The organism is Microbacterium sp. PMB16 (genome assembly GCF_051294855.1).
In the GTDB taxonomy this organism is placed as follows: Bacteria; Actinomycetota; Actinomycetes; order Actinomycetales; family Microbacteriaceae; genus Microbacterium.
In genome coordinates this window covers 1-14800 of record NZ_CP145908.1, presented here as the reverse complement: position 1 = coordinate 14800, position 14800 = coordinate 1, and the positions used below count along the sequence as shown (strand labels likewise).

Genomic DNA, 14800 nt, shown 5'->3' with positions numbered 1-14800 from the left:
GAATGCGGCCGGTGTTGCAGGAGTAGTCCCGAACACCCGCCGGAGGCCAGAATTCCGGTGAAACCCGCCCGGGATACCCGGGCTCGCACCATCGCGCGCCTAGGGTGTCAATGTGTGGCGACGAGAAGACAGATCTGCGGATGACGCAGTGGCGGAGGCCGCTGTGACCCTCGGCGATCTGCGAGAGTCTGCCACCGGCGTCGACGTCGCGCACGCTGCTGAGGCCGAGCGCACCCGGTTGCGCGCCGAAGCGGCCGACCTCGGCGGACCATCGCCCCTGGTCGGATTCCGCGACCGTCCCGAATCGGGCATCGACATCTCGAAGGCCCATCCGGGCAGCCTGCCGCAGTTCATCACGGGCAAATCGACGCTCCTCTCCAACCTCTTCCGCGACGAGGTCGGTCTGCGTACCGCGCGACTCGCCGCGGAGCGCATCACGGCGAAGAACACCGAGCTGCGCACGGTGCGCGGGATCGAAGCGGTGTACCTCGCGGTCGGCGTCGCCCGGTGGCGCATCGGGGGAGCGGGTTTCGCCGCTCCCGTTCTGCTGAGGCCTCTGGCGATCCGGCGTCACCATTCGGACTTCGAGCTGAAGCTGCAGGGCGCATTCGAGGTGAATCCCGAACTCGTGCGCATCGCGCGCGACCACTTCGGGATCACGATCGATCCCGCCGCCCTCGCGGCGCTCGCCTACGACGGCGGCATCTTCAAGCCGCAGCCCGTGATCGACAGCCTCCGAGCGACCACGCGCTCGATCGACACGTTCTCCGTGGAGCCGCGACTGGTGGTCTCGACGTTCGCCGATGTCGCCGGCGCGATGGCGCGGGACGGCGGCAGCCTCGACCATCCGGTGCTCAATGCGCTGGCCGGGCATGTGAGCGACCGCGAACAGGTCTCGGCGCCGCGCGCGGCCCCGCACCACACCTCCCCGGATGACCGCGCCCCGGCATCCGACAATCTGCTCCTCGATGCGGATGCCGAGCAGGAGGCAGTGCTCGCGCGCATCGCGGCGGGGCATTCCCTCACCGTCGCGACACTGCCCGGCACCGGCGGCACCCAGACGGTGATCAACGCCCTCGGCGAGCTGGTGCGCGGCGGGAAGCGCGTGCTCGTGGTCTCCGCCCGTCGATCGACCCTCGACGGCGTCCGCCATCGTCTGGCCGGTATCGGCCTGGACAGCCTCGCGATCTCACCGGGCAGCGTCCGTCGAGACCTCGTGCGCGCCATCGGCCGCAACGAGAAGGCCGCGGCACCCAAGGTGAGCGAGGTCGACGACGCTCTCGTGCGTCTGCGCACCGTGCTGCGGGATTACCGGCAGGCGCTCACCGCACCGGTCGCGGGGACGGACGCCTCGGTGCTCGACGCCACGCGCCACCTCACCCGTCTCGCCTCCCTCCCGGTTCCTCCGTCGACGACCGCTCGTCTCGGCATCGATGCTCTGCGCCGGCTGGCCGCTGATCGCTCGGACGCCGCTGCGGCGCTGTCTCAGGCGGCGCGTCTGGGCGAGTTCCGGTTCGGTCCCGACGACTCGCCCTGGTACGGCGTGACGTTCGCGAGCACCGAGGCGGCGCGGGCTGCGCACGAACTGGCCGGCCGCCTGCACTCCAGCAGTGTTCCCACTCTCCTCGAGCGCGGCTATGAGCTGATCGCCCAGACGCATATGCGCCCGTTCGCGACCGTCGATGAGCTCGGTGAGTATCTCAGGCTGCTGCAGGGCATCCGCGACTCGCTCGATCGGTTCAGCCCCACCGTCTTCGAACGCCCGCTCGGCGAACTCATCCAGGCGCACGGCTCCCGTCGCGACGCCCCTGGCCTGTCCGGGGCGAACCGTCGTCGGCTCCGTCGCCTGGCGAAGGAGTACGTGCGCCCGGGCGTGCACGTGACCGAGATGCACGAGGCGCTGCTGCGTATCCAGTCGCAGCGCACCGAGTGGCAGCGGTGCGTCGAGGCCGGGGTCGCTCCGGAGGTCCCGCTCGGGCTCGCCGACGTCTACACCGCATGGCAGCGGGTCGAGGCGGAGCTCGCGGAGCTGGATGCCGCGCTCGGGCGGCGCGAGCCGCTGGCGTCGCTGCCGGTCGCGCGGCTGGTCCGCACGCTGGCCGGGCTTGCCGCGAAGTCCGATGTCTTCGAGAACCTCGTCGAACGCGCGCAACTGCGCGACCGGCTCGCTCTGCTCGGGTTGGGGCCGCTGCTGGCGGAGCTCTCCGTGCGGCACGTCGCAGAGTCCCGCGTCGGTGACGAGCTCGAGTTCGCCTGGTGGCAGTCGCTCCTGGAGCGGGCTCTGCAGGACAACCGGGCGCTCCTCGGCGCGAACACGGCGGTCGTCGACCGTCTCGAACGTGACTTCCGACTGGTCGACGAGGCCCACGCGGCGATGGCGGGGCCACTGCTCGCGTGGCAGCTCGCGAACCAGTGGCGGATCGCGATCGTCGACGAGCCGCAGCAGTCGCAGCACCTGCGCCGGGCACTGACCCAGCCGGCATCCACGACCGCCGAGGTCGTCAGCGCGGCTCCGACTCTCGTCGATGTGCTCGCGCCCGTGTGGATCTCTTCGCCGTACCTCCTGCCCGAGATCCCGGATTCGGTGGAGTTCGACGCCGTCCTCCTCGTCGACGCGGCGGCGATCAACCTCGCCGAAGCCGCGCCGGCGATCCGTCGCGCGCGCCAGATCGTCGCTTTCGGCGATCCCGTGACGCAGCGTCCGACGCCTTTCCACATCGCGGTCGATCCGGTCGAGTCCTGGGAACCGGAGGTGGCATTCGACGATGTCTCGGTGTTCGAGCGGCTGTCCGAACTCCTGCCGGTCATGACGCTCACGCGCAGCTACCGCGCCGGTGGCGAAGATCTCGCGGAACTCATCAACGACGCCTTCTACGGCGGCGAGATCGTCTCCCTGCCGTGGGCGGGATCGTATCTCGGCCGGGGGAGCCTCACCGTCGACTACGTCGAGGGTGGAACCGGCGCGCCCGACCCCATCTCGGGCGCGGTGGAGAGCCCGGATGCCGAGGTTGCCAGGGTGGTCACCCTCGTCGTCGAGCACGCGATCCACCGACCGACCGAGTCGCTCATGGTCGTGACCGCGAGCGCGCGTCACGCCGAACGTGTGCGCGCGGCCGTCACGACCGCATTCGCCGGCCGCTCCGATGTCGCCGACTTCGTGGGCCGCGACACGGCCGAGCCCTTCGCGGTGCTCACCCTCGAGGAGTCGGTGGCGGAGAGCCGCGATCGCGTGATCTTCTCGCTCGGCTTCGGTCTCACCAAGCACGGCCGGGTGCTCAGCGACTTCGGTGATCTGTCGACGCCGGACGGAGAGCGGCTGCTCACCGTCGGCATGACGCGCGCGCGGCGGTCGATGGTGATCGTGTCGTCCATCCGCCCCTCGTCCTTCGATGACGGCCGTCTCGAGCACGGCGCAGCCACGCTGATGTCGATCCTGGGCGGCCTCGCCGCCCGCAGCAGGGACGCCCGTCTGGAAGACCTCGCCGACCCGCTCACCCTCGCGCTGGCGCGGGAGCTGCGGCGTCTCGGCGCCTCGGTCGACGTCGACTATCGCGGGCTGCTCCCGCTGGTCGCGCAGCACAACGGCAAGGCCGTGGTCATCGAGTCCGATCCCGAGTCCCGCGGCGAGTCGCTGCGCGAGACGCTCCGACTGCGACCCCATGTGCTCCGCCGTCTCGGCTGGCACTACGTGCGAGTGCACGCTTTCGACCTGTACAGCGACCCCGTCACTGCTGCTGCCCGGATCGCCGGCGTGCTCGGCATCTCGGAGTCGGCACCGCGTGCTGAGAACGACACGCAGCCGATCGACGTGCTCGACACGGACGATGACTGACGAGCCGGATGCGGCACGGCGCCAGCGCGTGGTGCGGGTGCCCGGCTCGCGTCGCGCGCGGCTGACGCCGGTGCCGGGGAGCGATCCGGAACCGGAGACGGCTGTGCCGGCAGCGGATCCCGGCCCTCGCCGTCCGCAGGGCACGAAGGGCCCCAATGACGATCGGCTCGTGCAGGACGTGCCGCCGCACTATTGACGGCAGATGAGAGAAGCGCACGGCCCGTTCCCGGACCGTGCGCTTCTCGCATCGTGCGGCGAGAGTCAGCCGCGCGCGTTCTTCGCGAGCAGGTCGCGGATCTCGACGAGCAGTTCGGCCTCGGTCGCTGCCTCGGGCTCGTCGGCCGGCTCTTCCGCCGACGTGCCCTTGCGGGCCTCGACGCGAGCTTTGAAGGCGTTCATCGGCAGCACGAACACGAAGTAGACGACCAGGGCGACGGCGAGGAAGCTGATGATCGCCGAGATCAGTTCGCCGAGCGGGAAGGTGACCTTGTCACCGTAGATGCTGGTGAGCTGAGGGCCGAACTTGCCGGTCGCATCCGCCTTGAAGAAGAGCGAGACGAGCGGCGTGATGATGGTCGACACCACGGAGTTCACGATCGCCGTGAACGCACCGCCGATGACGACAGCGACGGCCAAGTCGATGACATTGCCGCGGAGGATGAAGTCCTTGAATCCTTTGAGCATGGGAACCCCCAGATGGTCGCGACCTCAGGAAGAGGTCGGCGTCGACGCGGCCGCCGTCTTGGGGCTTGTCGTCGACTCCGTCTTCGATGATGCCGAAGCATCCTTCGATCCGCCAGCTTTTGCGCGCGAGTCCGTGCGATAGAACCCGGAGCCGTTGAAGGTCACGCCGATCGATCCGTACTGCTTCCGCAGCGCGCCCCCGCACTCGGGGCACTCGGTGAGCGCGTCGTCGGAGAAGCTCTGCACGGTGTCGAACTTGTGTCCGCACGACGTGCAGGCATAGGCATAGGTGGGCATTCGCGGGTCCTTGCGGTCAGCGTCGCGTCGGCGACAGTTCCAGGGTCTGCGACGGGGTCACGACGCCGTTCACCGGCTGGTCGTGCACCTCCCGCGGCAGGGAGTCGAGTATCTCGGAATCATAGATGACCGCGTAGACGGGCGGGCACTTCTCCATCGATCCGATGGTCTTGTCGAAGTAGCCGCGGCCCCATCCCATCCGCATCCCCGACCGATCGACGGCCGCTGCGGGGATGATCATCAGATCGACGTCGTTGACGGCGATCGGCCCGAGCACCTCTCCTGTCGGCTCCGGCAGACCGAAGAGGCCTTCGGCGATCTCGTCATCGTCGGTCGCGACCGCCCAGTCCAGCAGGCCGTCAGCCCGGGTGACGGGCAGAAGCACGCGGATGCCGCGACGCACGGCCCTGCTGACGAAATCGCGGGTGCCCGGCTCGGTGGTGGTGGAGAGGAAGCAGGAGATCGACCTCGCACCGAGGGAGTCGACCAGGGCATCGAGGCGTTCGCCGATCGCGGACGCCGCGGCGTCGCGCTGCGACTCGGAGAGCAGCTGACGTCGTTCGCGAAGATCGGCGCGGAGTGCGCGCTTGGCGTGTTCGACGTCGTTCGACATGGCTCCGAGTCTACGGTGGAGCTCCCCACTAGGCTGTGAGGATGGGTGAGCACAAGATCAAGGCCGTCATTCCTGCCGCAGGATTGGGGACACGATTCCTGCCGGCGACGAAGGCGATGCCGAAGGAGATGCTTCCGGTCGTCGACAAGCCGGCCATCCAGTACGTGGTCGAAGAGGCCGCAGATGCCGGCATCGACGACATCCTCGTGATCATCGGACGCAACAAGAACGCGATCTCGAACCACTTCGACTCGGTGCCCGAGCTCGAGGTGAAGCTGATGGAGAAGGGCGACGACGGTCGCCTCGCGAGCGTCGTGAAGTCGAGCGATCTCGCCGACATCCACTTCGTCCGTCAGGGGGAGCCGAAGGGCCTCGGCCACGCCGTGCTGCGCGCTCGTACGCACGTCGGTGACAGCTCCTTCGCGGTGCTTCTCGGCGACGACCTGATCGACGAGCGCGACCCGCTGCTGACCGACATGATCGCCGAGCACGAGCGTTCCGGCGCCGCAGTGATCGCGCTCATGGAAGTCGACCCCGCCAGCATCCACATGTACGGCGCCGCCGCCGTCGAATCGATCGAGGGATCGGACAACGTTCGGGTGACCGGCCTCGTGGAGAAGCCGGCGCAGGAGGACGCACCGTCGAACCTCGCCATCATCGGCCGCTACGTGCTGCCGGCATCCGTGTTCGAGATCCTCGAGCGCACCGAGCCCGGCAAGGGCGGCGAGATCCAGCTCACCGACGCGCTGCAGGAGATGGCCGCAGACCCCGACGGCCCCGGAGTCGTCGGCGTCATCTTCCGCGGACGCCGCTACGACACCGGTGACCGCGTGGACTACATCAAGGCGATCGTGCAGCTGGCATCCGACCGCGACGACCTCGGCCCGGAGTTGCGTCCGTGGCTGAAGGAGTTCGCAGAACGCCTCTAGGCGACTCTGCGGGCGTCGGGACGAGTCATGGATCTCACGGCGGGAATGCGACACGGACCGATCGAGCTTCGGCTCGTGCGCACGAAGGACGCCCGGCCGCTGCAATCGGAACTGCTCGCGAACCGGTCCTGGCTCCAGCCGTGGGAGGCGACCGTGCCGTACGGCTCGGTGTCGTTCGACATGCGACTGAGCATCCGCCGGCTGCTGCAGCAGTATCGCGATGGGGCGGGCTACCCGTTCGTCATGGAGTACGACGGTGAGATCGCAGGGCAGCTGAATGTCTGGGGTGTCTCCCGCGGCTCCCTGTGCTCGGCGACCATCGGCTATTGGGTGAGCGAGCGGTTCGCCGGCCGGGGAATCACCCCGACCGCGGTCGCCCTCGCGACCGACGCGTGCTTCGTCGAATACGGCCTGCATCGGATGGAGATCTGCATCCGTCCGGAGAACCAGGCCAGTCTCCGCATCGTGCAGAAGCTCGGCTTCCGCTACGAGGGGCTGCGCCGGCGCTACATCCACATCGACGGCGACTGGCGGAATCACTACGCGTTCGCGCTGACCCGCGAGGATGTGCCGCAGGGCGTGCTGGCGCGCTGGTTGAGCGGGCAGGTGCCGCCGGATGCTGCGACGGTGCCGCCATCCGATCGCCTCACTCTCTGACCTGCTGACGCGAATGCGCCGCGACACGCTCCGCCTGCGGGGCGCAGCGGCTCTCAGCGCTTACCGTTGTCGATATGGACGGGCCGGTGCTGAGTGGGGGAGTGATCGTTCTCGTCGCCGTGCTCTTGTGGATGCTGTACCTGCTGCCGTCGTGGCGCGGTCGCTTCCAGTACAACGCGGCCGAACGCAATGCCGTGCGTCTGAATCAGGCGCTGCGTGTGCTGGCCGAGACCAGCGAGACCCCGGGCGAGGTACGCGTCGAATTGAATGCGCGCACCGCCCTCGCACAGCAGAAGCTCGCGAAGCGCGTGCAGTCCGAACGTGAAGCCGCCGAACTCGAGGCGCTGCGGGAGGAGCTCGCGGCAACGCGCGCCGATCCCGCCGTCCGTCGGGCACGCGCTCGACGCAGAGTGCGCGCGGTGGCGACCACCGCGCTGCTCATCGGTGTCGTCGTCGTCGGGCTCGGTGTCTGGCAGATCATCGCTTCAGGGGCGCAGGCTCTCGCGTGGGTCGGAGGGGCGCTCGTCATCGTCGCCGGCCTCACGCTGCAACGGATGGCCTCCGTCGCGCAACGCGCCGGTCGACGGCCGCAGGCGGCCGCGGTGCCCGCGCAGGAGCGCATCGCACCGGAGCTGCACGATCAGGGTCGCGCGACCTGGACTCCACGGGCACTGCCGGAGCCACTGGTTACCGTGGCAGGCTCCCGTGCACAGACCGCTCGAGCCGAGATCGAGGCCCAGGAAGAGCGCCGCAAGGCTGCCAGAGTCGCAGCGCTCCGCGCACGCGCCGAGGAGATGTCGGCACCGGCCGCTCCTGCGCAGATCCCGGCGGCCTCCTCGCCGTATGCCCGGATGGGCTTCGTCGACGACGCGGAGATCGAAGCGCACGTCCGCGAGCTGCTGTCACGACGCGCCGCAGGGTGACCGCGGCGACGCGAACGACTCTCGCGCCGTGATAGCGTAGAAGCCGTTCACGGGCCTATGGCGCAGTTGGTAGCGCGCCTCGTTCGCATCGAGGAGGTCAGGGGTTCGAATCCCCTTAGGTCCACAGAACAGAAGAAGCCCCCGGCTCGCGCCGGGGGCTTCTTCGCATCTGAAGGGCGACGCGCTCAGCCCCAGAACAGGTCTTCCGCAGGCTGGTCTTCGCTGATCAACCAGATCTCTGCGATCCGATCGCCCGCGATCCGGAACACGTCGACGCCGTGCTGGTCGAGCACCGCTCCGTCACGTCGAGCCGTGAAGCGCACGGTCGTGGCGACGAGGTCGCCGGCCTCGGTCGCCGACTCCGTCTCGAGTGTGAAGGTGCCGCCGCTCACCCGCATGAACGCACCCAGGTGCGCGAGGACCGCCTCCGGACCCACGTGGTCGCCCGACCGCTGGTTGGCGCCCGGCTGATGCCACACCACATCATCGGCGAGTGTCGCGACCAGCGCATCCATATCTCCCGCCGCGATTGCGGCGCCGTACTGTCCCACCACGTCGATAGCCGACATGTTCGTCCTCCGATATCTCCTCGATAGCCTGAGACTCCACCCTGTCGAGACGGGCGTGGTTACTTCAACGTCACCAGTGAGGAGAGAGCATGGCTCCCGAATGGACGGTGTTCTCGGCGCAGTGCCCGTCGCGTCGTTCGCTCGCCCGTATCGCCAACAAGTGGACGGCGATGATCGTGATCCTGCTTCATGAGCAACCGCTGCGCTTCAGCGAACTGCACCGTGGGGTGGAGGGGATCACCAAGAAGGTGCTCAGCGACACCCTCCGCGCGCTGGACCGTGACGGGATGATCGTGCACGGCCATCACGATGACGGACATGACCGTTATGAACTCACCGACCTCGGCCTCACGCTGCACGAACCCCTCAAGGCGTTGCAGGTCTGGGCGGAGTCCCACGTGGAACAGGTGCTCGACGCGCAGGACCGATATGACTCGACGGAGGACGAGCGGACTCTCGGGCCGGAAGTGGCGTCCTGATGCGGAAATCGGGGCGACACGCCCGGCCGTCGCCCGGGATTTGCCCGATCCCCGGGATCCGCGTAACTTATTACTTGTTCGCCCCAAACGGTTGAGCGGAGGTCCTCGGACCGGCTCCCGTCAAGTAACGAACACCTCCCGAATCCAGAACAACTCACTGAGTGTTCCGGGTGAAGGAACTGCCTCGATCCCTCGGGCAGGTCGCCGGAAGGCGATTTGACAACGGGAACGAGATCAGTAAGATAGAGAAGTTGCCCTTCGGGCCTGGCTGTGATGGCTGGGTCGTGGGAGCATCCGATCCTTGAGAACTCAACAGCGTGCACTTGTCAAATGCCAAATTATCCTCGTCTCCATTTCGGTGGGGGTGAGAATTCCTTTGGATCAAAGACCAACCTCCTTGTGGGGTTGGCATTCGGATGAAGTCAGCAATGATGTCATCTCTTTGGTCAGCATCAAACTCGCTGCGTCACCGTTTTCCCGGTGGGGTATGCATTTCTTTTTTACGGAGAGTTTGATCCTGGCTCAGGATGAACGCTGGCGGCGTGCTTAACACATGCAAGTCGAACGGTGAAGCCCAGCTTGCTGGGTGGATCAGTGGCGAACGGGTGAGTAACACGTGAGCAACCTGCCCCTGACTCTGGGATAAGCGCTGGAAACGGCGTCTAATACTGGATATGTACCACGATCGCATGGTCTGTGGTTGGAAAGATTTTTCGGTTGGGGATGGGCTCGCGGCCTATCAGCTTGTTGGTGAGGTAATGGCTCACCAAGGCGTCGACGGGTAGCCGGCCTGAGAGGGTGACCGGCCACACTGGGACTGAGACACGGCCCAGACTCCTACGGGAGGCAGCAGTGGGGAATATTGCACAATGGGCGCAAGCCTGATGCAGCAACGCCGCGTGAGGGATGACGGCCTTCGGGTTGTAAACCTCTTTTAGCAGGGAAGAAGCGAAAGTGACGGTACCTGCAGAAAAAGCGCCGGCTAACTACGTGCCAGCAGCCGCGGTAATACGTAGGGCGCAAGCGTTATCCGGAATTATTGGGCGTAAAGAGCTCGTAGGCGGTTTGTCGCGTCTGCTGTGAAATCCGGAGGCTCAACCTCCGGCCTGCAGTGGGTACGGGCAGACTAGAGTGCGGTAGGGGAGATTGGAATTCCTGGTGTAGCGGTGGAATGCGCAGATATCAGGAGGAACACCGATGGCGAAGGCAGATCTCTGGGCCGTAACTGACGCTGAGGAGCGAAAGGGTGGGGAGCAAACAGGCTTAGATACCCTGGTAGTCCACCCCGTAAACGTTGGGAACTAGTTGTGGGGTCCATTCCACGGATTCCGTGACGCAGCTAACGCATTAAGTTCCCCGCCTGGGGAGTACGGCCGCAAGGCTAAAACTCAAAGGAATTGACGGGGACCCGCACAAGCGGCGGAGCATGCGGATTAATTCGATGCAACGCGAAGAACCTTACCAAGGCTTGACATATACGAGAACGGGCCAGAAATGGTCAACTCTTTGGACACTCGTAAACAGGTGGTGCATGGTTGTCGTCAGCTCGTGTCGTGAGATGTTGGGTTAAGTCCCGCAACGAGCGCAACCCTCGTTCTATGTTGCCAGCACGTAATGGTGGGAACTCATGGGATACTGCCGGGGTCAACTCGGAGGAAGGTGGGGATGACGTCAAATCATCATGCCCCTTATGTCTTGGGCTTCACGCATGCTACAATGGCCGGTACAAAGGGCTGCAATACCGCGAGGTGGAGCGAATCCCAAAAAGCCGGTCCCAGTTCGGATTGAGGTCTGCAACTCGACCTCATGAAGTCGGAGTCGCTAGTAATCGCAGATCAGCAACGCTGCGGTGAATACGTTCCCGGGTCTTGTACACACCGCCCGTCAAGTCATGAAAGTCGGTAACACCTGAAGCCGGTGGCCTAACCTTTTTGGAGGGAGCCGTCGAAGGTGGGATCGGTAATTAGGACTAAGTCGTAACAAGGTAGCCGTACCGGAAGGTGCGGCTGGATCACCTCCTTTCTAAGGAGCATCTGACACCTCTTGTAGGTGTCCAGAACCCAGATCGAAGGCGTTCGTTCTTCGCTGGGAGCTCATGGGTGGAACATTTGACATGACATCAAGATCTGATCTTGGAGCTAGTACGTCGTTCTTCGGAGCGGTTGGAAGGTTCTGGGTGAGGGGGCGGGTGTCTGCACGCTGTTGGGTCCTGAGGGACCGGATGCGCACTGGCCTTCGGGTTGGGTGCACAGTCGGTTACTCTGGACCTTTTGTTGTTTCCCCGGTTGGGGTGGCGGCAAGGGGTACCGCCCGTACTTTGAGAACTACACAGTGGACGCGAGCATCTTGCAACAACTTTCGGGTTGTTGCACAAGATGATCTTAAAGATCATTAGTCAATTTCAGATTCCATCTTCGGGTGGGGTCGAGTTTTTGATTCAAACTCATGTGATTTCAAGTCTTTAAGAGCAAACGGTGGATGCCTTGGCATCTGGAGCCGAAGAAGGACGTAGCAATCTGCGATAAGCCTCGGGGAACTGATAAGCAAGTTTTGATCCGAGGGTGTCCGAATGGGGAAACCCCGCTGGGCGGCGTGCCGACCTAGTGACTCCCGCCTGAATATATAGGGCGGGTAGAGGGAACGTGGGGAAGTGAAACATCTCAGTACCCACAGGAAGAGAAAGCAACCGCGATTCCGTTAGTAGTGGCGAGCGAAACCGGAACAGGCTAAACCTAGCGTGTGTGATAGCCGGCAGGTGTTGCACGTTGGGGGTTGTGGGACTTTTCAGTCATCTCTGCCGAGGTGGCGGCGTTACAAGAAGGTATAGACGAACGGTCTTGAAAGGCCGGTCATAGAGGGTGCCAACCCCGTAGTCGAAATGCCTTGCTTGGCGCGAAGAGTATCCCAAGTAGCACGGGGCCCGTGAAATCCCGTGTGAATCTGTCAGGACCACCTGATAAGCCTAAATACTCCCAGATGACCGATAGCGGACAAGTACCGTGAGGGAAAGGTGAAAAGTACCCCGGGAGGGGAGTGAAATAGTACCTGAAACCGTTTGCTTACAAACCGTTGGAGCCTCCTTAGTAGGGGTGACAGCGTGCCTTTTGAAGAATGAGCCTGCGAGTTAGCGATATGTGGCGAGGTTAACCCGTGTGGGGTAGCCGTAGCGAAAGCGAGTCTGAATAGGGCGATTCAGTCGCATGTCCTAGACCCGAAGCGAAGTGATCTATCCATGGCCAGGTTGAAGCGACGGTAAGACGTCGTGGAGGACCGAACCCACTTAGGTTGAAAACTGAGGGGATGAGCTGTGGATAGGGGTGAAAGGCCAATCAAACTTCGTGATAGCTGGTTCTCTCCGAAATGCATTTAGGTGCAGCGTTGCGTGTTTCTTGCCGGAGGTAGAGCTACTGGATGGCCGATGGGCCCTACAAGGTTACTGACGTCAGCCAAACTCCGAATGCCGGTAAGTGAGAGCGCAGCAGTGAGACTGTGGGGGATAAGCTTCATAGTCGAGAGGGAAACAACCCAGACCACCAACTAAGGTCCCAAAGCGCGTGCTAAGTGGGAAAGGATGTGGAGTTGCCTTGACAACCAGGAGGTTGGCTTAGAAGCAGCCACCCTTGAAAGAGTGCGTAATAGCTCACTGGTCAAGTGATTCCGCGCCGACAATGTAACGGGGCTCAAGCACGCCACCGAAGTTGTGGCATTGACATTATTGGTAGGCCTTCGTGGTCCAGCCGTGTTGATGGGTAGGAGAGCGTCGTGTGGCCAGCGAAGCGGCGGTGTGAACCAGCCGTGGAGGCTACACGAGTGAGAATGCAGGCATGAGTAGCGAATGACGTGTGAGAAACACGTCCTCCGAAAGACCAAGGGTTCCAGGGTCAAGCTAATCTTCCCTGGGTAAGTCGGGACCTAAGGCGAGGCCGACAGGCGTAGTCGATGGACAACGGGTTGATATTCCCGTACCGGCGAAGAACCGCCCAAGCTAATCCAGTAGTGCTAAGTGTCTGAATCCTAGTGACTGATCCCTTCGGGGTGACGCTCTGGGCCTAGCGCACGACCCCATTCTGGTGCGGTTAGCGTATTAACAGGTGTGACGCAGGAAGGTAGCCCAGCCCGGCGATGGTTGTCCGGGTGCAAGTGCGTAGGCCGAGTCGTAGGCAAATCCGCGACTCATACAGGCTGAGACACGATGCGGATAATAAGTGGGTGATCCTATGCTGCCAAGAAAAGCATCGACGCGAGGTTCTAGCCGCCCGTACCCCAAACCGACTCAGGTGGTCAGGTAGAGAATACCAAGGAGATCGAGAGAATCGTGGTTAAGGAACTCGGCAAAATGCCCCCGTAACTTCGGGAGAAGGGGGGCCTTCGGCGTATAGGGACTTGCTCCCAAAAGCGTTTGGAGGCCGCAGAGACTAGTGGGTAGCGACTGTTTACTAAAAACACAGGTCCGTGCCAAGTCGCAAGACGATGTATACGGACTGACGCCTGCCCGGTGCTGGAAGGTTAAGAGGACCGGTTAGCCGTAAGGCGAAGCTGAGAATTTAAGCCCCAGTAAACGGCGGTGGTAACTATAACCATCCTAAGGTAGCGAAATTCCTTGTCGGGTAAGTTCCGACCTGCACGAATGGCGTAACGACTTCCCAACTGTCTCAACCGCGAACTCGGCGAAATTGCATTACGAGTAAAGATGCTCGTTACGCGCAGCAGGACGGAAAGACCCCGTGACCTTTACTACAGCTTGGTATTGGTGTTCGGTGTGGCTTGTGTAGGATAGGTGGGAGACTTTGAAGCATGGACGCTAGTTCGTGTGGAGTCATTGTTGAAATACCACTCTGGTCACTCTGGATATCTAACTTCGAACCGTAATCCGGTTCAGGGACAGTGCCTGGTGGGTAGTTTAACTGGGGCGGTTGCCTCCCAAAAAGTAACGGAGGCGCCCAAAGGTTCCCTCAACCTGGTTGGCAATCAGGTGTCGAGTGTAAGTGCACAAGGGAGCTTGACTGTGAGACTGACAGGTCGAGCAGGGACGAAAGTCGGGACTAGTGATCCGGCAGTGGCTTGTGGAAGCGCTGTCGCTCAACGGATAAAAGGTACCTCGGGGATAACAGGCTGATCTTGCCCAAGAGTCCATATCGACGGCATGGTTTGGCACCTCGATGTCGGCTCGTCGCATCCTGGGGCTGGAGTAGGTCCCAAGGGTTGGGCTGTTCGCCCATTAAAGCGGTACGCGAGCTGGGTTTAGAACGTCGTGAGACAGTTCGGTCCCTATCCGCTGCGCGCGTAGGAAGTTTGAGAGGATCTGACCCTAGTACGAGAGGACCGGGTTGGACGAACCTCTGGTGTGTCAGTTGTTCCGCCAGGAGCACCGCTGATTAGCTACGTTCGGGATGGATAACCGCTGAAAGCATCTAAGCGGGAAGCCGGCCTCAAGATGAGACTTCCATACCTTCGGGTGAGAGGCTCCCAGCCAGACTACTGGGTTGATAGGCCAGATGTGGAAGTGCAGTAATGCATGCAGCTGACTGGTACTAATAAGCCGATGACTTGATAACACACCGTTTGTTGGTGCTACGCGTCCACTGAGTGGTTCTCGATGTACGGTCGAGAACCGCATAACAACATTGACTTTGTTATGTGTTTGATTGAAACATCAATAGTGTTTCGGCGGCCATAGCGTGAGGGAAACGCCCGGTTACATTCCGAACCCGGAAGCTAAGCCTCACAGCGCCGATGGTACTGCAGGGGGGACCCTGTGGGAGAGTAGGACACCGCCGGACTTAATTTAAGAAAAAGAGCCACCCAACGCTGGGTGGC

The 14800-nt window shown here is 63.2% G+C and carries 10 protein-coding genes, 1 tRNA gene and 3 rRNA genes; 10 read left to right on the top strand and 4 right to left on the bottom strand.

The features are described from left to right. The first annotated feature begins 148 nt into the window (after positions 1-148). Positions 149-3832, top strand: coding sequence for an AAA family ATPase (locus tag V5D55_RS00070; protein WP_435746444.1), 3684 nt, complete (start codon positions 149-151; stop codon positions 3830-3832). After that, positions 3825-4028 (top strand): hypothetical protein, encoded by a 204-nt coding sequence (locus tag V5D55_RS00065; protein ID WP_435746442.1) that lies wholly within the window; start codon positions 3825-3827, stop codon positions 4026-4028. Before V5D55_RS00070 ends, V5D55_RS00065 begins: the two co-directional genes overlap by 8 nt. A gap of 65 nt (positions 4029-4093) precedes the next feature. On the opposite strand, the gene mscL is transcribed toward V5D55_RS00065, so the two are convergent. Genes mscL through V5D55_RS00050 form a run of 3 tightly spaced genes read right to left on the bottom strand, consistent with a single transcriptional unit; the run spans position 4094 to position 5426 of the window. Next, complete coding sequence (gene mscL, locus V5D55_RS00060) at positions 4094-4516, bottom strand: large conductance mechanosensitive channel protein MscL (protein ID WP_435746440.1); 423 nt, start codon at positions 4514-4516, stop codon at positions 4094-4096. A gap of 24 nt (positions 4517-4540) precedes the next feature. Beyond that, positions 4541-4813 carry an FmdB family zinc ribbon protein gene (locus V5D55_RS00055; protein ID WP_435746438.1) on the bottom strand — a complete coding sequence of 91 codons (273 nt, stop codon included), beginning with the start codon at positions 4811-4813 and terminating at the stop codon, positions 4541-4543. Positions 4814-4829: 16 nt separating this feature from the next. Continuing rightward, positions 4830-5426, bottom strand: coding sequence for a 5-formyltetrahydrofolate cyclo-ligase (locus tag V5D55_RS00050; protein ID WP_435746436.1), 597 nt, complete (start codon positions 5424-5426; stop codon positions 4830-4832). Positions 5427-5467: 41 nt separating this feature from the next. Here V5D55_RS00050 and galU point away from each other — a divergent pair, with 41 nt between their 5' ends. From galU to V5D55_RS00030, 4 genes are all read left to right on the top strand, one after another. Continuing rightward, positions 5468-6355 (top strand): UTP--glucose-1-phosphate uridylyltransferase GalU, encoded by an 888-nt coding sequence (gene galU / locus V5D55_RS00045; RefSeq protein ID WP_435746434.1) that lies wholly within the window; start codon positions 5468-5470, stop codon positions 6353-6355. A gap of 27 nt (positions 6356-6382) precedes the next feature. Next, positions 6383-7012: a GNAT family N-acetyltransferase gene (locus V5D55_RS00040; protein WP_435746432.1), complete on the top strand. Its 630-nt coding sequence runs from the start codon at positions 6383-6385 to the stop codon at positions 7010-7012. Positions 7013-7086: 74 nt separating this feature from the next. Continuing rightward, complete coding sequence (locus V5D55_RS00035; RefSeq protein ID WP_435746430.1) at positions 7087-7935, top strand: hypothetical protein; 849 nt, start codon at positions 7087-7089, stop codon at positions 7933-7935. Positions 7936-7986: 51 nt separating this feature from the next. Further along, a tRNA-Ala gene (locus V5D55_RS00030) sits at positions 7987-8059 on the top strand. A 61-nt stretch (positions 8060-8120) separates the two neighbouring features. On the opposite strand, the gene V5D55_RS00025 is transcribed toward V5D55_RS00030, so the two are convergent. Continuing rightward, positions 8121-8504, bottom strand: a complete 384-nt coding sequence (locus tag V5D55_RS00025) for a nuclear transport factor 2 family protein (protein ID WP_435746428.1) — start codon at positions 8502-8504, stop codon at positions 8121-8123. An 89-nt stretch (positions 8505-8593) separates the two neighbouring features. Between V5D55_RS00025 and V5D55_RS00020 the strand changes: the two genes are divergently transcribed. The 4 genes from V5D55_RS00020 to rrf all read left to right on the top strand — a co-directional run bounded on the left by V5D55_RS00020 (position 8594) and on the right by rrf (position 14763). Beyond that, a complete protein-coding gene (locus V5D55_RS00020) occupies positions 8594-8983 on the top strand; it encodes a winged helix-turn-helix transcriptional regulator (protein WP_435746426.1) in 390 nt (129 codons plus the stop codon). 499 nt (positions 8984-9482) lie between these two features. Then, a 16S ribosomal RNA gene (locus V5D55_RS00015) occupies positions 9483-11005 on the top strand. Between the two features lie 429 nt (positions 11006-11434). After that, positions 11435-14538, top strand: a 23S ribosomal RNA gene (locus tag V5D55_RS00010). A 108-nt stretch (positions 14539-14646) separates the two neighbouring features. Then, a 5S ribosomal RNA gene (gene rrf / locus V5D55_RS00005) occupies positions 14647-14763 on the top strand. The 16S, 23S and 5S rRNA genes sit together here, the layout of an rRNA operon. Positions 14764-14800 lie beyond the last annotated feature (37 nt).

Coding starts and splice junctions, on each gene's coding strand:
- V5D55_RS00040 (WP_435746432.1), top strand. CDS start 6,383: ATGGATCTCACGGCGGGAATGCGACACGGACCGATCGAGCTTCGGCTC.
- V5D55_RS00050 (WP_435746436.1), bottom strand. CDS start 5,426: ATGTCGAACGACGTCGAACACGCCAAGCGCGCACTCCGCGCCGATCTT.
- V5D55_RS00065 (WP_435746442.1), top strand. CDS start 3,825: ATGACTGACGAGCCGGATGCGGCACGGCGCCAGCGCGTGGTGCGGGTG.
- V5D55_RS00025 (WP_435746428.1), bottom strand. CDS start 8,504: ATGTCGGCTATCGACGTGGTGGGACAGTACGGCGCCGCAATCGCGGCG.
- mscL (WP_435746440.1), bottom strand. CDS start 4,516: ATGCTCAAAGGATTCAAGGACTTCATCCTCCGCGGCAATGTCATCGAC.
- V5D55_RS00055 (WP_435746438.1), bottom strand. CDS start 4,813: ATGCCCACCTATGCCTATGCCTGCACGTCGTGCGGACACAAGTTCGAC.
- V5D55_RS00035 (WP_435746430.1), top strand. CDS start 7,087: ATGGACGGGCCGGTGCTGAGTGGGGGAGTGATCGTTCTCGTCGCCGTG.
- V5D55_RS00020 (WP_435746426.1), top strand. CDS start 8,594: ATGGCTCCCGAATGGACGGTGTTCTCGGCGCAGTGCCCGTCGCGTCGT.
- galU (WP_435746434.1), top strand. CDS start 5,468: ATGGGTGAGCACAAGATCAAGGCCGTCATTCCTGCCGCAGGATTGGGG.